Below are 26,516 nucleotides of genomic sequence, written 5' to 3'. Positions count from 1 at the left end.
TTGTTTGATTTTTTCTTAAGTTTTGCTATAATTAATTTAATATGAATAGTGAGCACCCTTAGCTCAACTGGATAGAGTACCTGACTACGAATCAGGCGGTTAGAGGTTCGACTCCTCTAGGGTGCATTTGGAAGCGAAGTCTTAGGGCTCCGTTTTTAGATTGTTTAAATATCGGGAAGTAGCTCAGCTTGGTAGAGTACTTGGTTTGGGACCAAGGTGTCGCAGGTTCGAATCCTGTCTTCCCGACTAGATAACATAGAAGATAGATATACTGATCTATCTTTTTTTGTTTTTCAAGAAAACTGTGTATTCAGTATCTATGACTTAGCTAACTTATGTTGTTTTTAAGACTCCTTAGTTATAGTCGGATTTAATAAGCAATACAATCTTTTAGAACTACTGGTCTTGTTTCTTTATATAATCCTATTTGAAAGTAAGGGTTTTGATTATTTAATCGGGTTTAGATTTTTTTAAAGACTAGTGTTCCGGGAGTTTTGTATGTATCTTACTGCTATAATATACTTTCCATTTGGGATGAATAATATTAAAGATAAAAAATCTCTGATAGCAGTGTTTGTTGCCTTCAGAGGTTTTTATATGTGCTGAGTTTGATTTACTACATCAAAGAGTATTCATCAGATAGCATAATGGTTTCTTTGCCCTTGTTATCAACGATGTAGACTTTTCTAGGAAAGAAAGGGTCAAATTGATAGTTTAAATCAAATGAAATAATGGTGTTGAAGTTTTTTTGTGAGAATCGTAGAGATACTCTTCCTTGTCGATTGATGATTTCGAACTTGAGGACTGGGCGAAGTTCAAATACCCCTTTAAGATTGTTATCAATGATATACCAGAATGAGTCGACAATTTCTTCAGGGAGGCTCGTCATGATGCCAAAGCTGGCATATCGGCCAAGAGTATTTGTAAATGCCATAGAGACTCCTTTCTTACAGTCTGGATTTTCTTATATGATACCCGAAAATGCTTGAGATTGCAAGAATTTGACTTCTGTCAGGTCTGAATTAGACAAAAGAAAAAGAGCTTGCGCTCTTTGACAACTTTATCGATTCTTTAGTTCAACATAACGTTTGTACCAAATATTGACATAAGCATCTGAAAATGGACCTCTTCCGTTGTTAATCCAATCAACTAGGATTTTGACATTTTCTTTGAGAATGAAATCCAAATCATCAGAATAGTGCATCTGCTTTTTGTGGCGTTCATATTCTTCTACATCCAACAGGCGTTTTTCACCATCAGCAAAGACTTTGACGTCTAAATCATAGTCAATGTATTTTAGAGCTTCATTATCCAGATAGTATGGACTGGCTAGGTTGCAGTAGTATGAAGTTCCATTGTCGCGAATCATGGCAATGATATTAAACCAGTATTTTTTATGAAAATAGACAATGGCAGGTTCACGTGTTACCCAACGTCGGCCATCACTTTCTGTTACCAGTGTGTGGTCATTAACGCCAATAATGGCGTTTTCTGTTGTCTTTAGTACCATGGTATCTCGCCAGGTGCGGTGAAGATTCCCATCATGCTTATAACTTTGAATTGTAATAAAGTCGCCTTCTTTTGGAAGTTTCATAACTTACCAACTTTCTACAATTTATAAGTTCATCTTCTATATTGTAACATATTTTCATAGAAATGCATAAGTTTTCATTGGAAATCTTAAAGATATTCTCTCAGGGCGCTAGCGATGTCGGAGAAATCATAGCCTTTGCGTGCTAGAGCGTGGGTCAGACGCTGTTTTAAGTCATAACCGTCATACTTTTTTGAGTACTTGCGGTACTGCTTGTCTAACTCTTTATAGAGTAGCTCTTGCTGATTTTCTTGGTCCTCTTCGATTTCCAAATGTTGATAGGCGGTTTTGGCCTGGCTGTATGAAAAACCTTTGTTTATCATTGATTGAAGAATTTTATCTTGTAAGGCTTTGCTGGGCAGTTTTCCTTGGTGTTTTTTGAGCAGCTTTTCGGCAACCTTGTCTGTTAATTCAGTAAAATCAAACTGGCTCAACTCTTCCTCTATGATAGTGCTAGAAATCCCTTTTTGACTGAGTTTTTGCTTGAGAACAAAAGCGCCTTTGTCACCAGTGAGAAGGTTGGATTGGATAAAAGAGTTAGCATATTTTCTATCATTAATCCAATTATCCTTTTTTAGATTGTCCAAGACTTGGCTGATGATTTCTGGTTGGATGTCGTGCTGTGTTAAGTAGTCTTTAACTTCCTTGGCAGTTCTTTGCTTGAAGGAAAGATGATAGAGGGCTAGATTTTTTCCATAGGAAAATTGGGCATAGTCTTGAATTTCTGATAGCTCCTGCTCTGTGATTTCCATTCCTTTAGATAGCATGAAGCGAACGATGGTGTCTTCTGTGATATAAAGCTTTTCACTGTCGTCCAACTCCAAGAGGTAGAGTCTTTTTTCTTTTCGATTTTTGTGATTTTCATAGGGGATTTTGGTAAAGTCCTTTCTTTTAGCCAAATGCTTCAAAGGCAGCTATCAAGCGCAGTTTGTCTGTATCAACATCCTTCCGGCCATAGTAGTCAAGAAATAGCTCTGCATATTTAGGTTCAGATAAATTATAAGTAAGAGACCAGATTGCCCAGTAAAGATCAATGTGGTGATCGCTAAGGCCGGCGAGGCCAACATCAATAAAGCAGGAGAAGGTGTCTGTGTCTTTCAGAATGAAATTAGGTAAGCAGGCATCTCCGTGAATCAAGGAGTCTGACGTCAGTAGGTCTCCCTGCTCTTGGATAAGCTGGTATGCTTCCTCACGGCTTGAGATGTGAAATTGAGGCAGCAAGGCTTTTTGATAAAAGCAGCCTTTCCGATAATTTTCCTCTGCTTGTCCTTTATAGCGTTGGAGGCTATGCTGGATTGGGAAATGCTGGGGTTGGAGGCTGTGAAGTTTTTTGAGTGTGACAGCCATCGTTTGGCAAAGTTCTTCTGGCTGTTGGAGAAAGGCTAGGGCGTCCTTGCCCTCGGCTTCTTTAGTCAGAAGGTAGTCTTTATCTGCTGTCAGGTAGTGAATGACAGGTACACCGAGTCCTTGCTTCTCAAACCATTTGGCAAGTGTGGCTTCTTGGGCTAACTGGCCTTTTTGGTCGATTTTCAAATAATAGCCCGTATCAGCATAGAAAACACTGGCTGCAGAATGTGAGGAGCTGTCGTAAAAATTGGCCCCCTCTAGATAAGTTCGTATTTGCTCAGGGAAATGTGCTAGTGGGAGGGATATTTTTTCTGTATTCATACTTTTATTGTAACATATTCTCAACTAATACGAGGCGGCATGGTATAATAGAAGCATGAATGTGAAAGTGAAGCAAAGAATCCCTTTGAAAATTAAGAAAATGGGGATTAATGGGGAAGGGATTGGATTTTATAAGAAAACACTGGTCTTTGTGCCAGGGGCTTTGAAAGGCGAGGAAGTCTACTGTCAGGTGACCAAGGTTCAGCGTAATTTTATCGAGGCCAAGCTCTTGACCATCAACAAGCGGTCAAAATTTCGGGTGGAAGCTCCTTGTGAGATTTATGATAGGTGTGGGGGCTGTCAAATCATGCACCTCCACTATGACAAGCAGTTGGAGTTTAAGGAAGATTTGCTGCGTCAGGCCTTGAAAAAATTTGCGCCAGCAGGCTATGAGAACTATGAGATTCGTCCGACCATTGGTATGCAGGAGCCGCTCTATTATCGGGCCAAGCTACAGTTTCAGACTCGGAAGTTCAAGGATGAGGTCAAGGCGGGGCTCTATGCCCAGAATTCCCACTATCTGGTCTCACTGAAAAACTGTCTGGTTCAGGACAAGGTAACGCAACAGATCATCAATAAGGTGGCTCGGCTTTTAGGCAAGTACAGGCTACCTATCTATGATGAGAGAAAGACAGCTGGAGTACGCACGGTCATGATTCGCAGAGCCAGAAAGACGGGTCAGGTGCAAATGATTTTTGTGACAGGGCGCAAGCTAGACTTTTCTCCAGTCGTTCGAGATCTAGTAGCTGAATTTCCAGAGCTGGAGACAGTGGCGGTCAATTATCATACAAGCAAGTCCAGTGAGATTTATGGGGATAAGACAGAGATTATCTGGGGGGAAGAGGCTATCCAAGAAGGAGTGCTGGACTATGAGTTCTCCCTGTCGCCTCGGGCTTTCTATCAGCTCAATCCTGAGCAGACAGAGGTGCTCTACGGGGAGGCGGTTAAGGCGCTTGATGTGACGAAAGAAGACCATTTGATTGATGCTTATTGCGGAGGGGGGACCATCGGCTTTGCCTTTGCTAAAAAGGTTAAGTCTCTGCGTGGCATGGACATCATCCCTGAGGCCATTGAAGACGCTAAACGCAATGCGAAACGCATGGGCTTTGACAATACGCTCTACGAGGCTGGGACGGCAGAGGAGATTATTCCTCGCTGGTACGCTGAGGGCTATCGGGCGGATGCCTTGATTGTCGATCCGCCTCGAACAGGTCTGGACGATAAGCTGCTGGAGACGATTGTCCGCTATGCACCTGAGAAGATGGTCTACGTTTCTTGTAATGTCTCAACTCTGGCTCGGGATTTGGTCAAACTCAGTAGGGTCTACGATGTCCACTACATCCAGTCAGTTGATATGTTTCCGCATACCGCTCGGACCGAGGCAGTGGTGAAATTATCCAAGAAAGACAGTATTCGTATGGGTTCAGGAAGGACTCACAAAAGTTGATAAAATTGCTTTAAAAAAGGACTTAGTTTTCTGTAATACAGAACTAAGTCTTTTCTTTTGTCAAATTGGAAGAGTAAGTTCGAAATGTTAGTCTCCACCTAATCAATTAGTCACAAAAAGAGAACACTCGTCAAGTGTTCTCTAATGGTAATCAATTATATTAGAATAAGCCAAAGACTAGGACTGCAAGGACGGCACCAATGATTGGTCCGACAACCGGAATCCAAGCATAGCTCCAATCGCCATCTCCTTTTTTGGGAATAGGAAGAAGACTGTGCATGATGCGAGGTCCTAAGTCACGAGCAGGGTTGAGGGCATAGCCTGTTGTTCCACCAAGTGAGAGACCAATACCGACAATCAGCGTTCCGACTGCAAAAGTACCAATGCCTGCTTGCAGCTTATAAAGTCCAAGAGCGAAGATAGTGAGTACAAGAACAAAAGTTCCAAGGATTTCACTAATCAGGTTAGAGAAGGTATCTTTGATAGCTGGTCCTGTGCTGAATGTACCCAGAACGTTAGCCGGATTTTCTTCAGCTAGATAGTGAGGTTTGAACTGTAGGAAGACGAGGAACTGTCCGACCATAGCACCTGCAAATTGAGCAAGGATGTAAGGAAGAACAGATGCCCAAGGTAAATCACCTTTTAGAGCTATTCCGATAGTGAGGGCAGGATTCAGATGGGCTGGGCCAAGGTTGCCAGATACAAAAGCAGCGATGGCAACGGCAATCCCCCATCCCATGGTAATCACAATCCAGCCTGAATTGTGGCTCTTAGTTTTGGGAAGAACTACACCTGCAACTACGCCATTTCCCAAAAGGAGCAAGAGCAGTGTTCCTAAAAATTCGCCAAATATTTCTTTCATCATTTATGTTACTCCATTTAAAAGAAGGGGAGGCAGACAGTTGTTTTGCCTACCGCCTCTTCTCGTACTTTCTATTTTTTTAATTCTTCTAAATCGTTATTTGCAAGGGCAGCTTGAACATCGTTTCGATAAGCTGTTTTTTCTGCTTCTGTCCAGTCGTAGAATCGTCCCATTTCGTCCAGAACAGGCTCTACAATCGCATCTAAACTATCCCGCATAAAGAGCATGTGATTTGTCCGGCGAAGCAAGAAGTCAACTGGGCTGAGTGCTAATTCATTACGCATAGCATAATGCAGTGACAAGGTATCCGCCAGGCTGAGACCTGGTGCTTGTTCGATGCTGTGTGCGAGGGCAAAGACTTTAGGAGCATTTGAACCATAAAGGTTTGCAAGATAGAAGGCTTCTTTGCTGTCTAAGCCGCGTGAGACACCGAGTTGAGCAAAAGCTTCGATTTCGGAATCTACATTTGCTGGATTGAGCTCTCCGCCTGAAACAGGGTAGGTCTTCGAGTTGATGAGCTTGAAGCTGCGGTCGAATTCTGCTTTTAAGATTTCAACCACGCGCTCCATAGCGCCTTCCGCCATCTTACGATAGTCCGTAATCTTACCGCCAGCAAGGGTCAAGAGGCCATTGTTATCACGTTCTAAGCTGGAACCACGAGACACGGCAGAAGGATCCAAGTGTTTTTCAGACGTGCTGCTTTCGAGTTGCGTAACAGCCGCCTCGACATCCTCACGAGATTTTTCTTTAGCTAAATAGCTCTCAACAGTCGCAATCAGTGCGTTAAAGCTTTCGTCGCTGATGGTACCGTTATTTCCGCCATTGTAGTCAGAAGCACTGTTTCCTGCGATCAGAGGACGCAAACCTGCCCAGCTGCTTTCGATATCGTCAATCGTGATGTTTGCTTCTGGGAAGCGATTATTGACAATGCCCAAGAGGTAATCCACATCTTCTTGTGTTACTTTTGGATGCTCAAGGTCGCCAGTGTAGTCGGTGTCAGTAGTACCAAAGTAGGTTTTATTTTCACGTGGAAGAACAAAGACCATCCGGCCGTCTCCCAAGCCTGTGTCAAAGTAGACTGGCTGAGACACCTTGATCTTGCTAGAGTCAACCACCAAGTGAACACCCTTGGTTGGACGCATTTGTGAGTATTGCTTACCATCATTTGACAGATTGCGTACCTTATCGCTCCAAGGTCCAGTTGTGTTGATAACTAGGCGTGCCTTGATTTCAAAGACTTCATCCGTCAAGAGGTCACGCGCAACAACGCCTGTAATCTTTCCAGATTCATCAAAGAGGAAGCCTTCTGCCTTGACATGGTTGGCAATCAGGGCACCGTCTTGATTGGCGCGTTTGATATTTTCAATCACGAGGCGCGCGTCGTTGTTGCGGAAGTCAAGATAGACACCGCCGCCGACCAGGCCTTCCTTCTTGAGTTCAGGTTCTCGTTCTAGGACTTCTTCCTTGCTCAAGACCTTGTTGGCAGCAGGAGTGTTGTTAACACCAGCCAAGAGGTCGTAGAGGTCCATAGCCACTTTGAGACGGAAGAGGCTGAAAGTAGCACCCTCTTCTTCGTAGACAGGAAGCAGCATAGGATCTGGTTTTGGAATATGAGGGGCAATTTGCTGAACCACAGCACGCTCAGAAACTGTATCTGAGACCACCTCTACGTCGAATTGCTTGAGGTAACGAAGGCCACCATGGACCAATTTGGTAGAACGGCTAGAAGTCCCTTCTGCAAAGTCCTGCATTTCAATCAGACCGGTCTCCAGGCCACTAGCTGCCGCTTGCAAGGCTACCCCAGCACCAGTAATCCCTCCGCCAATAATCAGGAGGTCCAGGGTGCGTTCCTGCATTTTTTTTATCGATAATTCACGTGTTTTCTTTGAAAATTCCATAATACACACTTTCTAACTTAGTCATTTCATGCTTCTACTGACTGGATTATCAAAATATGAATCAGTATTAGTCGTCGATTTCTGCAAAGGCTTGAGTTGCCTTAACGGCTTTTTTCCATCCTTTGTAGAGTTGTTCCTTGCGGGATTCATTCATAGATGGTTCAAAGAGTTCTCCAGTTTCATTGAGAGTGCGGAGTTCGTCTAAGTCTTTCCAGTAGCCTACTGACAGTCCTGCTAGGAAGGCTGCCCCGAGAGCAGTTGTTTCTAAGTTTTTAGCACGGGCAATATCGATTCCCAGAATATCAGCCTGGAACTGCATGAGGAAGTTGTTCATAGCAGCACCGCCGTCGACTTTGAGCACTTGAATAGCAGTCTTGGCATCCACCTGCATGGTATCAATGATGTCGCGTACTTGGTAAGCGATGGATTGCAGAGTAGCCTTGATAAAGTCTTCCTTGCTGGTTCCGCGGGTCAAGCCAAAGACAGATCCACGTGCATTTTGATCCCAGTAGGGAGCGCCCAGTCCTGTAAAGGCAGGTACGACATAGACTTCGTCATTGTTGTGAGAATCTAGAGCATATTTTTCAGATTCTGGTGAATTTTCAACCATCCGAAGACCATCGCGTAGCCACTGAATAGCACTTCCGGCAATGAAGATAGAACCTTCTAAAGCATAGTAAACTTTTCCATTGATACCGTAGCCAATAGTTGTTAAGAGGTTATTTTCAGACAGCTGCATCTCTTCCCCAGTATTCATGATGATGAAAGAACCTGTTCCATAAGTATTCTTAACCATACCAGGCTCAAAAGCTAACTGTCCAAAGAGAGCCGCCTGCTGGTCACCAGCCATACCAGAAATTGGAACTTCTCCGCCGTAGAAATGGAATGGAGCAGTCTTGCCATAGATTTCTGAGTTAGAACGAACTTCTGGAAGCATAGCCTTTGGAATGTTAAGGATTTCCAAAATCTCATCATCCCATTTAAGATCCTTGATGTTATAGAGCATGGTACGGGCTGCATTTGAGTAGTCAGTCACGTGAGCCGCGCCGTCAGTCAATTTCCAAACCAGCCAGGTATCGATAGTACCAAAGAGCAATTCGCCCTTTTCAGCTCTTTCTTGCGCTCCCTCTACATGGTCCAAAATCCAGCGAACCTTGGTAGCAGAGAAGTAAGCGTCAATAATCAAACCAGTCTTTTCATGGAATTTTTCCACATAGCCTTGGCTTTTCAGCTGTTCAGCCAGAGGAGCAGTCTGACGAGATTGCCAAACGATAGCATTATAGATAGGAAGACCAGTATTCTTATCCCAGACGACAGTTGTTTCACGCTGGTTGGTTATTCCGATAGCTTCGATTTGATTAGGTTTGACTCCACTTTCGATGAAGGCACCGGCGATAACGGACTGCACGGAGTTCCAAATTTCATTGGCATTGTGCTCAACCCATCCAGCTTGAGGGAAAATCTGAGTAAATTCTTTTTGACTGGAGCTAACTTTTTCTCCTTTTTTGTTAAAGATGATGGCGCGGGAACTAGTAGTTCCTTGGTCGATGGCCATGATGTATTTTTCTTGTGACATGAACTGTCCTCCTAGTAAAAATCTTGAGGAGATTTCCTCTACAGTAACTAGTATATAAAATAAAACGCTTTCTTTTTTATCAACTTTTTTTAAATTTTAAAAAAATCTGAGGAGATTGTGCGAAAATCACAAAGAAACCTGGATTTCTCCAAGTTTCTTAATGAAATATCATGTGACGGATTTGTGCCAAATCTTCCAAATCCAAGTCATTTTTTAAATAATAGATAGGAACCTGCTGGGCCTGACGAATAGGATTGTTTGTGATGATGAGGTCATAATTTCTGGTAAGGTCGTAGGATTCAATCGTAATAAAGCGATTGTACTCTAAATACCGCCTTAAAATGGCCGTCATCCTGGAAACAACGATAAAGCTATCTGTCAAGTCCATTCCTATCTTGATGATTTGACCGTCGTTTTCAGCAATGTACTCCATCAGCTGGAGCCATTCCCATAAAACCTTTTTATCCAGAGATGTTCCCTGTTGGAAAATAGGCAGTTTGCTAAAAATAGTGTCTGCCACTGGTCGATAATCGTATTCGCTCCATAAGTAAGGATGGCGCAATTCCAGATTGTGCTTGTATTTGTCTTGCAAGAGATAGCCTCGAAAAAGAAAGACACGGGCACAGAGCTGACTGAGTTCGTAGGTCACTTGGTCTTCAATGTAGTCACCTAGCAAGTCTTGAGACTTCATCTCTTGAATCAGTTGCGTAATCAGACTGGCAATTTCACCGCCAAAGCCCAGTATATACTCCATGGTGTGCAAAGGCAGAATCCGATGGGAAAGCAGAAATGAAAAGAAAATCATCATTTCTCCGTCTTCCTGACTTAGTGTGATGTGCTGTCCAGCAAAGAAATCATTTGTTCGGCGATGCAAGCGTTGATAGAAGATGTTTTCAAAATAGCCCTGCATTTTCTGCTCAATGTTTTGGAATTGACAGGCATTGACTCTTAGGCGCTGTTGGGTGATATGTGCCCAAAGGGCCAAGTCCAATCGCTGACCTTGAGAGAGTTGAGCTCCACAGAGTTCTTCTAAGACGGCAACTTCCTTCCTTCTTTCTGATTTTTGAAGTTCCTTTTCCCAATCTTGGCTGGACCAGACCTTGCGAAAGAGGCAGAAATAAAAATAGCGAATTTGATGCTCAGGCCCTTTCAAGCGACCATTTTGGATAGAAATATCAAACTCTGATAAAATCTGATTTAGACCAGATATATGGCGGCCGAGGGTTGCTTCACTGATCATCAGTTCCTGAGCTAATTGATGGGCTAAAAACTGCTGATGATAGAGCAAGTAGTTTAAAATCTGGTATTTGACGGCATTGTCCAAAAAGAGTCTGCGAATGTCCCGTCCCTTGGTATCAGGTCCGATGGACAGACTGAGCGTTTCGTCCTGAAGCTGGATGGATAAGGTTGCATGATGGCCTACAGCCTTGTCGTTAATCAGGCTAATGTACTTGGTCAAGGTTGCTTTCGAGAAGCCTGTTTCTGACATGACGGCCTTCAAACTGGATGTAGAATGCTGCTGTAAATAAGACAGGACAATAAACTGCCCCGCTTCACTCTTTTCCATTAAGTCTGCAAGATACATACGAAAACCCTCTCAATTCACTAATCTTAGCTTATCACAAAAGGGAAAAAAGTCGAAGCAATGTGCTTCATATTTTCTTATCGTTGCCTGAGGCAATAATGGAAGGCAGAAGTCTATCATCATGTCTATCTTCATTCGCCATTCCATTTCTTTTGAACAAGCATAAGAGGAGTAATCTCTCTCACTTTTTTGCTTTGGGTCTGATAGCTTTTTTATGGTATAATTGTAGAAAAATGACGACGAGGGAGCAGCTATGGATAATGTGATTGATTTGTCTATCCCAGTGGCAGAAGTGATTGAGAAGCAGCCTGAAGTTTTAGAAGTTTTGGTCGAGTTGGGCTTTACGCCTCTGGCCAATCCTGTCATGCGTAATACAGTCGGGCGCGTGGTTTCTATCAAAAAAGGAGCTGCCATGAATGGAATTGACCTGAATAAAATCAAGCAAACCCTAGAATTAAATGGCTATGAAGTGGTGGGGATTTAGGCATGGCTACTGAACGCATTGAAGTCCTCAAGTCAATCTTGCTGGACCTACATAATGGAGCTTCTGCAGAATCTGTTCAGGAGCTCTTCAATGAGCATTTTGCGGGTGTGTCCGCTATCGAAATCAGCCTGATGGAGCATGAGCTGATGAACTCGGATACGGGAGTGACCTTTGAAGATGTCATGTCTCTCTGCAATGTCCATGCCAATCTCTTTAAAGGTGCCATTCAGGATGTGGAGGTGGCTGATACCGACCATCCAGGCCATCCTGTTCAGGTCTTCAAGCAGGAAAATCTAGCGCTGCGGGCTGCCCTTATGCGAGTTCGTAGGCTCCTATCCACCTATGAAAGCACAGAAGATGAGGAGCTTCTCCCTGAAATCCGCAAGGGACTCCAGCGCCAGCTGGGTTTGGTGGGGCAGTTTGATATCCACTATCAGCGCAAGGAAGAGCTTATGTTTCCTATCATGGAGAGCTACGGTCACGATTCGCCGCCCAAGGTCATGTGGGGGGTAGATGATCAGATTCGGGACCTTTTCCAAGAGGCTAAGATTGCTGCAGAGCAGCTGCCTGATACTTCGATTCAAGAAGTCAAGGACAAGTTTGAGACTTTTGCTGCTGAGTTTGAAGCTATGATTTTCAAGGAAGAGTCCATTCTTCTCATGATTCTCCTCGAGTCCTTTACTCAGGATGACTGGCTCAAGATTGCTGATGAGAGCGATTCTTATGGCTATGCCATCATCAAGCCGACAGAGAAATGGATTCCTGCGCGTCACTCATTCTCGGAGGAGGAAGCTGGGGATGCTGCTGATGAAGGAAGCGAAGCGCCAGCCAGTATAGAACAGACTAGTGATGGCAGGTTTCAGCAGGTCATTGATACGCCGGATGGTCAGGTCACCATTTCCTTTAAGCCCAAGGAAAAGAAGGAGCAAACCTTTAATCGGGACTCACAACAGCCTTTTGGTCATGGCTATCTGTCAGTGGCGGAGGCCAATCTGATTTTGGACCATCTGCCCATGGAGATTACCTTTGTCAATAAGGACGATATTTTCCAGTATTATAATGACAGCGTGCCGGCAGACGAGATGATTTTCAAGAGGACACCGTCCCAGATAGGGCGCAATGTCGAGCTCTGTCACCCGCCCAAGTTTTTAGACAAGGTGCGGCGGATTTTCAAGGCTTTGCGTGAGGGAGAGCGGGACAAGTTTGAGATGTGGTTCAAGTCGGAATCGCGGGGCAAGTTTGTCCATGTGACTTATGCGGCGGTGCGGGATGAGGCCGGTGAATTTCAGGGGGTGCTGGAGTATGTACAGGACATTCAGCCCTTCCGTGATATTGACAGTGATTTTTACCGAGATTTGGACTAGGTATTTGCAGTTAGAAAGTGAGAAAAATGAGTTACGAACAAGAATTTTTACAGGACTTTGAAGCTTGGGTCAAGACCCAGGTCATGATTAACGAGATGGCCCTCAAGGAGAGTCAGGCAGTCTACGAGGCAGACCAGGACGAGCGAGCTAAGGAAGCAGCCATTCGCTATGAAAGCCGTATCGATGCCTATCAGTTTCTTTTGGGGAAATTCGCTAACTATCAGGCGGGCAAAGGATTCCACGACCTACCTGACGGACTTTTGGGGGAGAGAAATTATTGATTTTTCACTGGAAAGGTGTTAGAATAAGTTCATCAGAGGTGTTTTGAGTCAAGCATTTTACAGAAAGTGGCGGCGCTGAGAAGTCCACAAATGTTTCAAAGCTGGTTGCTGATGAGATGAAAAATTGAAATAAAAGTGTCTTTTTGTTTCCTTTTAGGACTAGGAAAGGAGCTGCAGGCTATACTAGCGTATGCCAAAGCGACTTAACGACGTCATAAAAGAGAAAGAAGAAGAGAAAAGTTGCGGGCAACTGCCCGAAATTGGGTGGTACCGCGGATATTGATTCGTCCCTGTCATGGATATGGCAGGGGCGATTTTTTGTAGAAAGCGAGGGAGGAATGACAAGAGCAGAGTTGCCAGAACGAATCGAAACAGAACGGCTCGTGTTACGAGTCCGCACCGTGGCTGATGTTGTGGATATTTTTGACTATGCCAGTAGGCCAGAAGTTTCCTACCCAGCAGGCTTTCCGCCCGTCAAGACCTTGGAGGATGAGATTTATTATCTGGAGCATATCCTTCCTGAACGCAATCAAAAGGAAAATCTCCCAGCAGGTTATGGGATTGTCGCTAAAGGAACTGATAAGGTCATCGGCTCTGTCGATTTCAACCATCGGCACGAAGACGATGTGCTGGAGATTGGCTATACCTTACACCCAGACTATTGGGGACGTGGTTATGTGCCCGAAGCAGCGCGTGCCTTGATTGACCTAGCTTTTAAAGAACTAGGTCTTCATAAGATTGAGCTGACTTGCTTTGGCTACAATGTTCAAAGTCAAAGAGTCGCAGAGAAACTTGGCTTCACCCTTGAAGCTCGCATCCGAGACCGCAAAGATGCCCAAGGCAATCGCTGTGACGGTTTGATATATGGATTGCTGAGGAGTGAGTGGGAGGAAAAAAATGGTAGTTGAACCATTCGAAAATTTCGAACAGTTTGGTTTATTGATTTTCAAAAGTGAGGTGAGAAAAATTGGAAGCAAGCCAGATTATTACTCTACTTAGCGGTGCAGGCTTAGGGGCGATATTAAGTGCGATTTTAGTGTTTCTTAATAATAGTAAAAGAAATCAGCTCGATTATATTACTGGAGAACGATCTGAGTGGAGGAATAAGATTGAAAATATTATTGAAGAGCTTCAAGGATCCTCAAGCCATGAGGGTGTTCTGGCAAGATTAAAGAGTCAGATCAATCCCTATGGTTACAATCTAGAAATAAAAAACACAAAACCATATTTTATGAAAGATGGTCATATTTGGGATAGTATCGCAGATGGTAAATATGAGGACACTATTTATTTTTTAGAATTACTATTAAAATATGATTGGGAAAGAAGAAAACAAGAGCCTAAGTTTCAATATTCCACAGTTTTGTTGAGAATAGTCCAAATATTTTTAGGTGTCTTTACTCTCTATTTGTCCTATTTAGTAGCTAAGGATTTGACACATAATTTGTGGTCTCAGGTGGCACTGGGTCTATTAACTTTGTCAATATTAGCTATTATATTACAAGGTTTTGTTATTGATGCTCTAAGAATAAATCCATCTAGAAATGATAAAGAAAAGATGTGGTTCTTTATTATCTTTTTTGTCACTCCATACTTAGTTAATTTGTCAATAGGTATTATCTATATGGATTTGCTAAAAAATACTTCAATTGCTTCTATATCTTTTCTACCAATTTGTATTTATGAATTTTTTTACCTTTTATTGATATCAAATCGAATAGAAGATGATTATATAAGAGCAATAGAACGATATCTAAAAAAACCTTCGGTAAATAATAGGAAAGCTATTAGGCTTAATAATGATATAATACGCTTAGAATCCAAAGCTTATAGTTTTGATAACAGAAAAATAAATTTAGAATCACTAGAAAAGAAACGTAGAAAGTTAAAAAAGAAATTAGTTAATAAAAATCAACCCAATAAATTCCAACACCCAATACAATTTTATTGCTTTTTGAAGAATAAAAAACGGATTTCAAAACTAGTTTTAAGAATGCTAAATTAAAGGAGAATACACATGTCTAAACAACTTTCACCTAAATACAATCCAGCCGAGGTTGAGGCTGGTCGTTACCAAAAATGGCTTGAGGCTGATGTTTTCAAGCCTTCAGGAGATCAAAAGGCTAAGCCTTATTCGATTGTGATTCCACCACCAAACGTGACTGGTAAACTTCACCTTGGTCACGCTTGGGATACGACCTTGCAGGATATTATCATCCGTCAGAAGCGCATGCAAGGCTTTGATACGCTTTGGCTGCCAGGGATGGACCACGCGGGGATTGCCACGCAGGCTAAGGTCGAGGAGCGCTTGCGGGAGCAAGGCATTTCCCGATATGACCTCGGTCGTGAGAAATTCCTCGATAAAGTCTGGGAATGGAAAGACGAATACGCGACAACTATCAAGGAACAATGGGGCAAGATGGGCCTCTCTGTGGACTATTCTCGTGAGCGTTTCACTCTTGATGAAGGTCTGTCAAAAGCCGTTCGCAAGGTTTTTGTCGAGCTTTACAAGAAAGGCTGGATCTATCGTGGTGAGTTTATCATCAACTGGGACCCAGCAGCTCGCACAGCTCTTTCTGATATCGAGGTCATTCACAAGGATGTCGAAGGTGCCTTCTACCACATGAACTACATGCTGGAAGACGGTTCACGCGCCCTTGAAGTGGCGACCACTCGTCCTGAGACTATGTTTGGAGATGTGGCCGTTGCGGTCAATCCAGAAGACCCACGCTACAAGGACTTGATTGGCCAAAACGTTATCCTGCCAATCGCTAATAAACTAATCCCAATCGTGGCGGACGAACACGCAGATCCTGAGTTTGGGACTGGTGTCGTGAAAATCACGCCGGCCCACGATCCAAACGACTTCTTGGTTGGTCAACGCCATAACTTGCCACAAGTCAACGTGATGAACGATGACGGAACCATGAATGACTTGGCCTTCGACTTTGCGGGTATGGACCGTTTTGAAGCTCGCAAAGCTGTTGTCAAGAAACTGGAAGAAATCAGCGCCCTTGTTAAAATTGAAAAACGCGTCCACAGCGTTGGCCACTCAGAACGGACTGGTGTTATGGTTGAGCCGCGTCTGTCTACTCAGTGGTTCGTCAAGATGGACCAATTGGCTAAGAATGCCATTGCCAACCAAGCAACAGATGACAAGGTAGAATTTTACCCGCCACGCTTCAACGATACCTTCCTTCAATGGATGGAAAACGTCCACGACTGGGTTATCTCTCGTCAGCTCTGGTGGGGTCACCAAATCCCAGCTTGGTACAATGCTGAAGGTGAAATCTATGTGGGCGAAGAAGCGCCGGAAGGCGATGGTTGGACTCAGGACGAAGATGTACTCGATACTTGGTTCAGTTCTGCCCTTTGGCCCTTCTCAACCATGGGCTGGCCTGATGTCGACTCAGAAGACTTTAAGCGTTACTTCCCAACTTCAACCTTGGTAACAGGTTACGACATCATCTTCTTCTGGGTATCTCGTATGATCTTCCAATCCTTGGAGTTCACTGACCGTCAGCCGTTCCAAAACGTTCTGATTCACGGTTTGATTCGGGATGAGGAAGGTCGCAAGATGTCCAAGTCTCTTGGGAACGGGATTGATCCGATGGATGTCATTGATAAATACGGTGCTGACGCCCTGCGTTGGTTCCTTTCAAACGGCTCTGCGCCAGGACAAGACGTCCGTTTCTCTTATGAGAAAATGGATGCTTCATGGAACTTCATCAACAAGATCTGGAACATTTCCCGCTACATCCTCATGAACAATGAAGGTTTGACGCTGGATGCGGCGCGTGAGAATGTCGCTCAGGTGGCGTCTGGTCAAGCTGGTAATGTTACTGACCGCTGGATTCTCCACAATCTCAATGAAACCATTGGCAAGGTGACTGAGAACTTCGACAAGTTTGAGTTCGGTGTGGCTGGTCATATCCTCTACAACTTCATTTGGGATGAATTTGCCGACTGGTATGTGGAGCTGACCAAGGAAGTGCTTTACAGCGATAATGACGACGAGAAAGTCATCACTCGCTCTGTCCTCCTTTACACGCTGGACCAAATCCTGCGCCTGCTTCACCCAATCATGCCTTTCGTGACTGAGGAAATCTTTGGACAAATCTCAGAAGGCACCATTGTGACAGCGGCTTATCCAGTGGTTCGTCCAGAATTTGAAAATGCCGAGGCAGCAGCTGGTGTGGAAGCCCTCAAAGATCTAATCCGTTCGGTGCGTAATAGCAGAGCTGAGGTCAATGTGGCGCCAAGCAAGCCGATTACCATCTTGATTAAGACGACAGACAGTGCGCTGGAAACCTTCTTCAAGGATAATGTCAACTACATCAAGCGCTTCACCAATCCTGAGCATCTGGAAATCGCAGCAGACCTTGCCGTGCCAGAGCTGGTCATGTCCAGCATCATTACAGGAGCAGAAATCTATCTGCCGCTGGCAGACCTCCTCAATATCGAGGAAGAACTGGCTCGTCTCGAAAAAGAGCTAGTGAAATGGCAGAAAGAACTTGATATGGTAGGCAAGAAACTCTCTAACGAACGCTTCGTAGCCAATGCTAAACCAGAAGTCGTCCAAAAAGAACGTGACAAACAAGCCGACTATCAAGCCAAGTACGATGCGACAGTAGCACGGATTGATGAGATGAAGAAGTTGGTTTAAAATTTCAAATTCATTATATGAATATGATAAAAACACAGTGCAAAAACTGTGTTTTTTTGATACAATAGAAAGAAAGTCATCATATAGTGAGGTAAATAATGAGTAGACCAAGATCTGCAACGAATACTATAAAGGGTTATTTTTATCAGTTTGACAAATCAATTTTAGAGATCCTGGAACAATCGAATGAAACAAATATAGTTACCATTGAGGGAGTTGAAGATATTGATATTGAAATAGTGATGAAATACAATTTGTTCAATGTAAATATTATGAAGAAACTGAGTTTAATAACAGTATTATAAAAGAGCCAATACAGTTAATGTTTAGACACTATTTAAAAAACAGGACGGAGGCTCAATCTAAGAATTTTACTTATAAATTATATGGCTTTTATAACAAAGGACATGAGAAGCTAAGGGAATTAACAACGGAAAATCTAAGAACATATTTTTTAGATTTTAGCAAATATAGAGTTACAGATGAATTAGGAAATTTAAATTATCAAATAAAAAATAAAAAGGGAGAAATTAAATTTGAGGAATCCTTACAAGAAGATGATATTGAAGATTTTAATAAACGTCTTTTTGTAAATATCAAAGCCGATAGTTATGAAAATCAAATAGAAAAAATAAAATCTAAAATTCAAAATGATTTAAGTGATTATAGTGAAGAAGATATTGAATTGATTTATTTTAATGCTCTTAAAATAATTAAAGACTTAGCATGTGAACATAATATTGAAAAGCGTCAAATTTCAAAAAAAGAATTTTGGGATAGAATAAAAACTAAAAATTACTATTTTGAAAGATGGATGAGTGAATTGCTAGAGTGGGAAAATTATAAAAAAATCATACATAAAAAATATTTTCCAAGAGTACCAAATTTATCAAAGGCACATAGATTTTTCTTACTTGACTGTCAAGGGGAGAGTGTAAATAATGTTAAAGAGGTAATTTCAGAAATTTCAAGTAAATATTCTCGTTTGAAACATCAATTTAGTCCTTATGTTTATTTATATAACACTTTAAATGTTGATTTTGTAAGTGAATTAAAAGGGAAGTTATATGAGGATGGGTGTTTTTTTAAAGATGGATTTCCGTTTAAAAATTCAAAATTTAGATTTCAAGAAATGCTAATTAAACCCGATAGATATAATAAAATTTCATTACGTATATTAGAATATCCTGAAGATTTATCAAGTGTTTTACAAAAGTTGGCGGAAGTAGAACGGGCTGACCAATTACCAATTAATTTATATGTATTTAATAAAAATAATCAATTAAACTTAGAGAATGATAATCTTGGTAATAGAGAATATTCAAAAATTAACATTCGACAAATTTTAGATATATCGGATATTATTTAGGAGATAGAAATGGATAATTTAAATGCTCAAGTTATTTCAGTGAAACCTAATAAGATTAAAATTGAAGTGAAGTCAATCACAGATTTTCAGATCGCAGAAGAAAAGTTGAAAATTGGTTCATATCTTAGAATTGCCGATGAAAATGATTTGGCATTAATAGCTACAATAGAAAATTTTTGTATTGAGCCCATTGAAATTGATGAGAAAGTTGATATTAAATATATTATTGAAGCGGTACCTTTAGGGATGATTGATGAAGAAAATAAATTTGTGAGGGGAAGTGACACAATAACTATTCCTCCAAAATCGGTTGAACCAGCTAAATTTGAAGAAATAAAGTTAATTTTTGAAAATTCTATAAAAGATGAACTCAAATTTAAATTTTCTTCGTTATCATCTAATAATGACATTGAGATTCCTGTTGAAGGAAATAAATTTTTTAATAAACATATTGCTATTGTTGGTTCAACTGGTTCGGGTAAGTCTCACACGGTTGCAAAAGTTGTTCAAAATGCTATACATTCTAAGAATGGTGGATATGAAGGACTAAATAATTCACATATACTTATCTTTGATATTCATAATGAATATCAAAGTGCTTTCCCAAATGCTAGGCTTATCAATGTTGATAATCTTATATTACCATACTGGCTATTAAATAGTGATGAATTACAAGAATTGTTCTTAGATACTGAGGGAAGTGATCATAATCAGAGAAATATTTTTAAAAAATCTGTTATTAAAAGTAAAAAAAGTAAATTTAGTGGATCAGAGGAAGAAAAAGAAAAATTACATTTTGATTCTCCGATTTATTTTGATATTCGTGAAGTCCTACAATATGCTCATGAAAAGAATGAAGAACAAATTGCAGGAGCAAGGGAAGGGCAGAAAAAGGCTGGTCCATTGAATGGTAAATTATCAAATTATATTAGTCGGTTAGAATCAAAAATATATGATAAAAGGTTGGAGTTCTTATTAGGTGGTAGAATAGAGGAAGAAACATTACAATCAGTTTTAAAACAGCTTATTGGATATAGTGAAGATTCTCTGACTAATGTTACTATTCTTGATTTGAGTGGAGTACCGTTTGATGTATTGAGTATAACTGTTTCTTTGATTTCAAGAATTATGTTTGAGTATGGATACTACTACAAGCAATTTAATAATAGTAAGAATCTAGTTTCTGACGTACCTATTTTATTAGTATATGAAGAGGCTCATAAGTATGTACCTACAAGTTCTCTAACTAAGTACAGAGCTTCTCGGCAGTCGATAGAACGAATTGCAAAAGAAGGCAGAAAATACGGGGTTACATTGCTTTTAGCTAGTCAAAGACCTTCTGAAATTTCTGAAACAATATTCTCACAGTGTAGTAATTTTATAACAATGCGGTTAACAAATCCTATAGATCAATCATATGTAAGACAGTTATTACCGGATTCTATGGGTGGAATTGTTGATAAGTTACCTAGTTTAGCAACAGGAGAGGCATTGCTCATCGGAGAAGCAACTATTTTACCATCGATTGTGAAAATTGATGTCTGTAAAGATAAACCTTCATCTAAAGATGTTCCATACTTCCAATTATGGAAAGAGAAGTGGAAAGATATTAATTTTGAAGAATTAGAGAAACTCTGGAAACAGAAGTAAGATTTAAAATTATTATTTTTACAATAACTAGTTGTATCCACATAAAATACTTTTGTTAGGTATATTATTACCAATTTTTTAGAAAGCAAGTAACTTCATAACAAATCCTGCAAGTTCGAACCGCTCTGAGAAGTACAAGATTGCAGCATTCTTCTCAGGTGTTTGGGGAATTGAGTTGGGATTCGAATAAACCAACGAGTTCCGACTGGTGTAAGTTAATTAGTTTGCCCGTCAGATATATTAATTAAATCATCCCGATATCTATTTTGATGGTCGTAACATTCACACTGTTCAGCCAGAGGATATTCCAGTTGGGTATTTGGAGATTATAGATTATTATGAAAGTCTCTATTTTACTGTAACCCCCTCCACAACCAAGTTCAGTTAATCTGTACTTGGTTTTTCTATCCATCCCCCCTTTCATCCCTCTCCGACTTAATACTTTCTTTTAAGCCTTAAAAATGATAAAATAAGACAAACAAACTATAGGAGAACATAATGACTAAAGCAAATTTTGGTGTTGTTGGTATGGCTGTTATGGGCCGTAACCTTGCTCTAAATATCGAATCTCGTGGCTATACAGTTGCCATCTATAACCGCTCAGCAAACAAGACAGAGGACGTGGTTGCTTCTCATCCTGAGAAAAACTTTGTGCCAAGCTATGATGTGGAGTCTTTTGTGAACTCTATCGAAAAACCACGTCGGATTATGCTCATGGTTCAAGCTGGCCCTGGTACAGATGCGACTATTCAGGCGCTGCTTCCTCACTTGGATAAGGGTGATATCCTGATTGACGGTGGGAATACTTTCTACAAAGATACTATTCGCCGCAATGAAGAGTTGGCTAACTCTGGTATCAACTTCATCGGTACAGGTGTTTCCGGTGGTGAAAAAGGCGCATTGGAAGGTCCGTCTATCATGCCGGGTGGTCAAAAAGAAGCTTATGAGTTGGTAGCGGATGTCTTGGAAGAAATCTCTGCTAAAGCTCCTGAAGACGGTGCACCATGTGTGACCTATATCGGTCCTGATGGCGCTGGTCACTACGTAAAAATGGTCCACAATGGGATTGAGTACGGAGATATGCAGCTGATCGCTGAAAGTTATGACCTGATGCAGCACTTGCTGGGCCTTTCAGCTAGTGAAATGGCTGACATCTTCACAGAGTGGAACAAAGGCGAGCTAGACAGCTATCTGATTGAGATTACAGCGGATATCTTGACACGCAAGGACGATGAAGGTCAAGCTGGTCCAATCGTTGATTACATTCTGGATGCGGCTGGCAATAAGGGAACCGGTAAGTGGACCAGTCAATCTTCACTAGATTTAGGTGTGCCGCTGCCATTGATTACTGAGTCAGTCTTTGCGCGTTACATTTCTACCTACAAAGATGAGCGTGTGGCTGCCAGCAAGGTATTGCCAAAACCAGCTGCTTTCACCTTTGAAGGAGATAAGGCAGAGCTGATTGAAAAGATCCGCCAGGCTCTTTACTTCTCAAAAATCATGTCTTATGCTCAAGGATTTGCTCAATTGCGTGTAGCTTCTAAGGAAAATAATTGGAATCTGCCGTTTGGAGAGATTGCGTCTATCTGGCGTGCTGGCTGTATCATCCGTGCCCGCTTCCTTCAGAAAATTACAGATGCTTATGGCCGTGATGCTGACCTTGCAAACCTACTCTTAGATGAATACTTCATGGATATTACGGCTAAGTATCAGCAGGCAGTCCGTGATGTTGTCAGCTTGGCTGTGCAAGCAGGAGTACCGGTGCCAACCTTCTCTAGTGCCATTGCTTACTTTGATAGCTACCGTGCGGAAAATCTGCCAGCTAATCTGATTCAGGCTCAGCGTGATTATTTTGGTGCTCATACATACAACCGTAAAGACAAAGAAGGTACCTACCACTATTCTTGGTACGACGAAAAATAGGATAGGCCTATGGCAAAGCGAATTTTACTAGTAGAAAATGAAAAAAATCTTGCTCGATTTGTGAGTTTGGAACTGCAAAAGGAAAGCTTTCTTGTAGATTTAGCTGAGACAGGTCAAGAGGGACTGGCTCTGGCTAAAGATGTGGATTATGACTTGCTCTTGCTCAACTACGATCTTCAAGATATGACTGCCAGCGATTTTGCTAAGCAGCTGAGCTTGATTAAGCCAGCGTCCGTCATTATCGTTCTGGCTAGTCGCGAAGAGATTGCGGAGCAGCAGGAAGTTATTCAGCATTTTGCCGTTTCCTACGTGGTCAAGCCCTTCATTATCAGTGATTTAGTGGAGCGTGTCTCCATCATTTTCCGCGGGCGCGACTTTATCGACCAGCACTGCAGCCTCTTGAAAATTCCGACCTCTTATCGCAATCTGCGAGTGGATATTAAAAATCACACGGTCTACCGTGGTGAGGAAGTCATTGCACTGACGCGGCGGGAGTATGATCTGCTGGTGACCCTGATGGGCAGCAATAAGGTCATGAGCCGTGAGCAACTGCTGGAGCGTGTCTGGAAGTACGAGAGTGCAACCGAGACCAACGTTGTAGATGTTTATATTCGTTATCTGCGCAGTAAAATTGATGTGGAAGGGCAACCAAGCTATATCAAAACCGTTCGCGGTGTTGGTTATGCCATGCAAGAATAAAAAATTCAAAACTCTGTTCTCCTTGAGAGGCGGAGTTTTTTGCGCTTATTACAGTATTGATAGGAGAAATAGTGCGGACTTCTGATAATTCTATGCAATCGTTTTCGTTAAAACATAGCAAGAATATGGCTGGTAAAGAGAAATTTTAGCCTTTGGGATGCAAAAAAAGAGAAAATATTTTTATAAAAGCCTTTACAAAATAAAAAATCGTGCTATAATAGATGTATCGAAATGCAAACGATTTCACAAAAACGAACTTGTTTGCAAAAAATATAAGGAGGTCTGAATGATGAAAGATTCATTCAAGAACATTTTTAGCTTTGAATTTTGGCAAAAATTCGGTAAAGCTTTGATGGTGGTCGTTGCTGTTATGCCGGCAGCAGGACTGATGATTAGTATCGGTAAGTCTATCCCGATGATTAATCCAAATCTAGGTGTTTTAGTCACTACCGGCGGTGTTTTAGAGCAGATTGGTTGGGGGGTTATTGGTAACCTGCATATTCTCTTTGCTTTGGCTATCGGTGGAAGCTGGGCAAAAGAACGCGCTGGCGGTGCCTTTGCAGCTGGTCTGTCCTTTATCCTGATTAACCGTATTACTGGTGTCATGTTTGGTGTTACCAGCGATATGCTTGCGGATAAGGGAGCTGTAGTTAAAACAATGTTTGGCGCATCTATTAAGGTTTCTGATTATTTCATCAGTGTTCTGGAGTCACCAGCTCTGAATATGGGTGTCTTTGTCGGAATTATCGCAGGTTTTGTCGGAGCAACAGCTTACAACAAATACTATAACTTCCGTAAATTGCCAGATGCCTTGTCATTCTTCAATGGTAAGCGTTTTGTACCTTTCGTTGTTATCTTGCGTTCAGCTATCGTAGCAATTATTTTGTCATTCGTATGGCCAGTTGTTCAATCAGGTATCAACAGCTTTGGTGTTTGGATTGCTAACTCACAAGATACTGCGCCAGTTTTGGCACCATTCATCTTTGGTACTTTGGAACGTCTCTTGCTTCCATTTGGTCTGCACCACATGTTGACTATTCCAATGAACTACACAGAACTAGGTGGTGTTTACCACGTTATTACTGGTTCTGGTGCGGGAACAACTGTAGCTGGTCAAGATCCACTTTGGTTGGCTTGGGTAACTGACTTGGTTGGTACGAAAACAGCTGATCCTTCTACTTATCAACACTTACTTGAGACTGTTCACCCAGCTCGCTTCAAAGTTGGTCAGATGATTGGTTCATTTGGTATCCTTATGGGGGTAGCAGCAGCTATCTATCACAATGTGGATGCTGACAAGAAACACAAATACAAAGGTATGATGATTGCGACTGCTTTGGCGACCTTCTTGACAGGGGTTACTGAGCCAATCGAGTACATGTTCATGTTTGTAGCAACTCCTCTTTACCTGATTTACTCAGTTGTTCAGGGTGCTGCTTTTGCAATGGCTGATATCGTCAACCTTCGTGTACACTCATTCGGTTCTATCGAATTCTTGACTCGTACTCCTATGGCAATCAATGCTGGCTTGGGTATGGATATCATCAACTTCATTTGGGTAACGATTCTCTTTGGTGTTGTGATGTACTTCATTTCTAACTTCATGATTAAGAAGTTCAACTATGCAACTCCAGGGCGTAACGGCAACTATGAAACTGCTGAAGGTTCAGATGAAGCTTCAGCATCAGGGTCAACTGGCGGTAAAGTTGCTGCAGCTTCTCAAGCGGTAAATGTTATCAATCTTCTTGGTGGCCGTGCTAATATCGTTGATGTAGATGCATGTATGACTCGTCTGCGTGTGACTGTCAAGGATGCAGAAAAAGTTGGAACAGAAGAACAGTGGAAAGCTGAAGGCGCTATGGGCTTGGTTATGAAAGGCCAAGGTGTTCAAGCTATCTACGGACCAAAAGCCGACGTTCTCAAATCTGATATCCAAGACTTGCTAGATTCTGGTGAAGTGATTCCTGAGACACTTCCTAGCCAAAAAGCAGAATCAGCGGCTGCCGAAGTTTCTTACAAAGGTGTGACTGAGGAAGTTGAAACTGTTGCGGACGGTCAAGTCATTGACTTAGCAGATGTTAAAGATCCAGTTTTCTCACAAAAAATGATGGGTGATGGATTTGCAGTTGAGCCTGAAAACGGTAAGATTTATTCACCAGTTGCTGGTACAGTAACTAGCGTCTTCCCTAGCAAGCACGCTATCGGTCTTGTGACAGATAACGGTCTGGAAGTCTTGGTACATATTGGTTTGGAAACTGTTAGCCTTGAAGGTAAACCATTCGAAGTTCATGTTTCTGAAGGTCAAAAAGTTGCAGCTGGAGATCTTCTAGTCACAGCTGACTTGGAAGCAATCAAAGAAGCAGGACGTGAAACTTCAACAATCGTAGTCTTCACCAATGCAGCATCTATCAAGTCTGTAACAGTAGAAAAACTTGGTCAAGCATCTGCTAAGACAGTTGTTGCTAAGGTTGAATTGTAATATAGAAAAGAGAAATCATGGCAAAATTCCTGACATTAAATACTCATAGTTGGATGGAAGAAAAGCAAGAAACCAAGCTTAATCAGCTTGTAGAACGCATTCTTCAAGAAAAATATGATGTCATTTGCCTGCAGGAAGTCAATCAATTAACGGAGTCTGAACAGGTTGTTCAGGCTCCTTTCTATCAGGCGGTTGAAGGAGCGGTTGCGATTCATCAAGATAATTTTGCTCTATGTCTGGTAGAAAAGTTGGCTGAAGCAGGGCTGGACTATCATTGGTCCTGGGCCTATAATCATATTGGGTTTGATATTTACAACGAAGGAGTGGCAATCCTATCTAGAAATCCTATGGCTCCTGGAGAAGTTCTGGTATCAGAGGCTAATGATCCTACGGATTACCATACCCGCAAGGTCTTGCTAGCCGAGACTGAGGTAGAAGGTCAATTGCTGACAATTGCCTCCTGCCATCTGTCTTGGTGGGACAAAGGCTTTCAGGGGGAATGGGCTAAGCTTGAAGCAGAGCTGCTAAAAGCAGAAAGTCCTCTGGTCCTGATGGGGGACTTCAACAATCCGGTCGGTCAGCAAGGCTACCAGACCATCTTAGCCAGTCCCCTGAAGCTGCAGGATAGTCATACTGCTGCAAAAGAAGCTAGCGGTGAGGCGACAGTAGAAGGGACTATTGCAGGCTGGGATGACAATAAGCACGCTCTGAAGATAGATTATGTTTTCACTAGCCAAGGGATGGACGTTGAGCGTTCCGCTGTCGTCTTTGACGGGAAAGAAACCCCTGTTGTCAGTGACCACTTTGGTTTAGAAGTGCAAGTGACTTTATAATGGTAAAAAGATGAGGCAAGACTGTGAATACAACAGATTGCCTCTCTTTTTCTTTTTGATAAACATATTTTTAGGGCAAAATGGTGAAATATTACCCTCCAAACGGCTGTCTTTTGTTATTCTTGAAAACGTGTTATAATG

At 41.9% G+C, this 26,516-nt stretch carries 20 protein-coding genes, 2 tRNA genes and 2 pseudogenes; 16 read left to right on the top strand and 8 right to left on the bottom strand.

Annotation, left to right across the window (positions count from 1 at the left end):
* Positions 1 to 52: 52 nt before the first annotated feature.
* Positions 53 to 126: transfer RNA gene (locus tag HMPREF9389_RS00075), tRNA-Arg, on the top strand.
* Positions 127 to 172: 46 nt separating this feature from the next.
* Positions 173 to 246 (top strand) — tRNA-Pro (locus HMPREF9389_RS00080).
* 370 nt (positions 247 to 616) lie between these two features.
* Here the strand turns inward: HMPREF9389_RS00080 and HMPREF9389_RS00085 are convergent.
* The 4 genes and pseudogenes from HMPREF9389_RS00085 to HMPREF9389_RS00100 all read right to left on the bottom strand — a co-directional run bounded on the left by HMPREF9389_RS00085 (position 617) and on the right by HMPREF9389_RS00100 (position 3,259).
* Positions 617 to 934 (bottom strand): DUF960 domain-containing protein, encoded by a 318-nt coding sequence (locus HMPREF9389_RS00085; protein WP_002899683.1) that lies wholly within the window; start codon positions 932 to 934, stop codon positions 617 to 619.
* Between the two features lie 126 nt (positions 935 to 1,060).
* A complete protein-coding gene (locus HMPREF9389_RS00090) occupies positions 1,061 to 1,594 on the bottom strand; it encodes a DUF402 domain-containing protein (RefSeq protein ID WP_002896978.1) in 534 nt (177 codons plus the stop codon).
* An 86-nt stretch (positions 1,595 to 1,680) separates the two neighbouring features.
* Positions 1,681 to 2,456 (bottom strand): annotated as a pseudogene (gene recX, locus HMPREF9389_RS00095) (recombination regulator RecX).
* A 26-nt stretch (positions 2,457 to 2,482) separates the two neighbouring features.
* On the bottom strand, positions 2,483 to 3,259 hold the full coding sequence (locus HMPREF9389_RS00100) for an aminoglycoside 3'-phosphotransferase (protein WP_002931475.1): 777 nt from the start codon (positions 3,257 to 3,259) through the stop codon (positions 2,483 to 2,485).
* A gap of 55 nt (positions 3,260 to 3,314) precedes the next feature.
* Here HMPREF9389_RS00100 and rlmD point away from each other — a divergent pair, with 55 nt between their 5' ends.
* Positions 3,315 to 4,706 (top strand): 23S rRNA (uracil(1939)-C(5))-methyltransferase RlmD, encoded by a 1,392-nt coding sequence (rlmD, locus tag HMPREF9389_RS00105; protein ID WP_002931474.1) that lies wholly within the window; start codon positions 3,315 to 3,317, stop codon positions 4,704 to 4,706.
* Positions 4,707 to 4,866: 160 nt separating this feature from the next.
* On the opposite strand, the gene HMPREF9389_RS00110 is transcribed toward rlmD, so the two are convergent.
* The 4 genes from HMPREF9389_RS00110 to HMPREF9389_RS00125 form a co-directional block, all read right to left on the bottom strand.
* A complete protein-coding gene (locus tag HMPREF9389_RS00110; protein WP_002931473.1) occupies positions 4,867 to 5,571 on the bottom strand; it encodes an MIP/aquaporin family protein in 705 nt (234 codons plus the stop codon).
* Between the two features lie 68 nt (positions 5,572 to 5,639).
* On the bottom strand, positions 5,640 to 7,466 hold the full coding sequence (gene glpO, locus HMPREF9389_RS00115; RefSeq protein ID WP_002931472.1) for a type 1 glycerol-3-phosphate oxidase: 1,827 nt from the start codon (positions 7,464 to 7,466) through the stop codon (positions 5,640 to 5,642).
* A 67-nt stretch (positions 7,467 to 7,533) separates the two neighbouring features.
* On the bottom strand, positions 7,534 to 9,042 hold the full coding sequence (gene glpK, locus HMPREF9389_RS00120; RefSeq protein WP_002931471.1) for a glycerol kinase GlpK: 1,509 nt from the start codon (positions 9,040 to 9,042) through the stop codon (positions 7,534 to 7,536).
* Positions 9,043 to 9,199: 157 nt separating this feature from the next.
* Positions 9,200 to 10,627, bottom strand: coding sequence for a helix-turn-helix domain-containing protein (locus tag HMPREF9389_RS00125; protein ID WP_002931468.1), 1,428 nt, complete (start codon positions 10,625 to 10,627; stop codon positions 9,200 to 9,202).
* Positions 10,628 to 10,880: 253 nt separating this feature from the next.
* On the opposite strand from HMPREF9389_RS00125, the gene HMPREF9389_RS00130 reads away from it, so the two are divergent.
* From HMPREF9389_RS00130 to HMPREF9389_RS00195, 13 genes and pseudogenes are all read left to right on the top strand, one after another.
* Entirely contained in the window at positions 10,881 to 11,111 is a 231-nt protein-coding gene (locus HMPREF9389_RS00130; RefSeq protein ID WP_002931467.1) for a DUF1858 domain-containing protein, read from the top strand.
* A gap of 2 nt (positions 11,112 to 11,113) precedes the next feature.
* Positions 11,114 to 12,475, top strand: a complete 1,362-nt coding sequence (locus tag HMPREF9389_RS00135; protein WP_002931466.1) for a DUF438 domain-containing protein — start codon at positions 11,114 to 11,116, stop codon at positions 12,473 to 12,475.
* A 26-nt stretch (positions 12,476 to 12,501) separates the two neighbouring features.
* Positions 12,502 to 12,756, top strand: coding sequence for a DUF1912 family protein (locus HMPREF9389_RS00140; protein ID WP_002931465.1), 255 nt, complete (start codon positions 12,502 to 12,504; stop codon positions 12,754 to 12,756).
* Between the two features lie 338 nt (positions 12,757 to 13,094).
* Positions 13,095 to 13,664 carry a GNAT family N-acetyltransferase gene (locus HMPREF9389_RS00145; RefSeq protein ID WP_032906669.1) on the top strand — a complete coding sequence of 190 codons (570 nt, stop codon included), beginning with the start codon at positions 13,095 to 13,097 and terminating at the stop codon, positions 13,662 to 13,664.
* Positions 13,665 to 13,723: 59 nt separating this feature from the next.
* Entirely contained in the window at positions 13,724 to 14,761 is a 1,038-nt protein-coding gene (locus HMPREF9389_RS00150; protein ID WP_002931461.1) for a hypothetical protein, read from the top strand.
* Positions 14,762 to 14,773: 12 nt separating this feature from the next.
* Positions 14,774 to 17,422 carry a valine--tRNA ligase gene (locus HMPREF9389_RS00155; RefSeq protein ID WP_002931460.1) on the top strand — a complete coding sequence of 883 codons (2,649 nt, stop codon included), beginning with the start codon at positions 14,774 to 14,776 and terminating at the stop codon, positions 17,420 to 17,422.
* A 322-nt stretch (positions 17,423 to 17,744) separates the two neighbouring features.
* Positions 17,745 to 18,791 carry a hypothetical protein gene (locus HMPREF9389_RS00165; protein ID WP_002931449.1) on the top strand — a complete coding sequence of 349 codons (1,047 nt, stop codon included), beginning with the start codon at positions 17,745 to 17,747 and terminating at the stop codon, positions 18,789 to 18,791.
* Positions 18,792 to 18,800: 9 nt separating this feature from the next.
* Positions 18,801 to 20,441: an ATP-binding protein gene (locus HMPREF9389_RS00170; protein WP_002931446.1), complete on the top strand. Its 1,641-nt coding sequence runs from the start codon at positions 18,801 to 18,803 to the stop codon at positions 20,439 to 20,441.
* 97 nt (positions 20,442 to 20,538) lie between these two features.
* Positions 20,539 to 20,772: pseudogene (locus HMPREF9389_RS12290) on the top strand (DNA (cytosine-5-)-methyltransferase); the annotation flags it as partial.
* A gap of 167 nt (positions 20,773 to 20,939) precedes the next feature.
* Positions 20,940 to 22,364 (top strand): NADP-dependent phosphogluconate dehydrogenase, encoded by a 1,425-nt coding sequence (gene gndA, locus HMPREF9389_RS00180; RefSeq protein WP_002905853.1) that lies wholly within the window; start codon positions 20,940 to 20,942, stop codon positions 22,362 to 22,364.
* Between the two features lie 9 nt (positions 22,365 to 22,373).
* Entirely contained in the window at positions 22,374 to 23,063 is a 690-nt protein-coding gene (locus tag HMPREF9389_RS00185; protein WP_002931439.1) for a response regulator transcription factor, read from the top strand.
* Between the two features lie 286 nt (positions 23,064 to 23,349).
* Positions 23,350 to 25,542 (top strand): PTS transporter subunit IIBC, encoded by a 2,193-nt coding sequence (locus HMPREF9389_RS00190; protein WP_002931437.1) that lies wholly within the window; start codon positions 23,350 to 23,352, stop codon positions 25,540 to 25,542.
* Positions 25,543 to 25,559: 17 nt separating this feature from the next.
* Complete coding sequence (locus tag HMPREF9389_RS00195; protein WP_002931436.1) at positions 25,560 to 26,375, top strand: endonuclease/exonuclease/phosphatase family protein; 816 nt, start codon at positions 25,560 to 25,562, stop codon at positions 26,373 to 26,375.
* Positions 26,376 to 26,516: the final 141 nt, after the last annotated feature.

The sequence above is a fragment of the Streptococcus sanguinis SK355 genome (genome assembly GCF_000212855.1).
Classification (GTDB): domain Bacteria; phylum Bacillota; class Bacilli; order Lactobacillales; family Streptococcaceae; genus Streptococcus; species Streptococcus sanguinis_A.
Note: the sequence above shows the minus strand (reverse complement) of the source record. Positions and strands in the feature narration are given on the sequence as shown.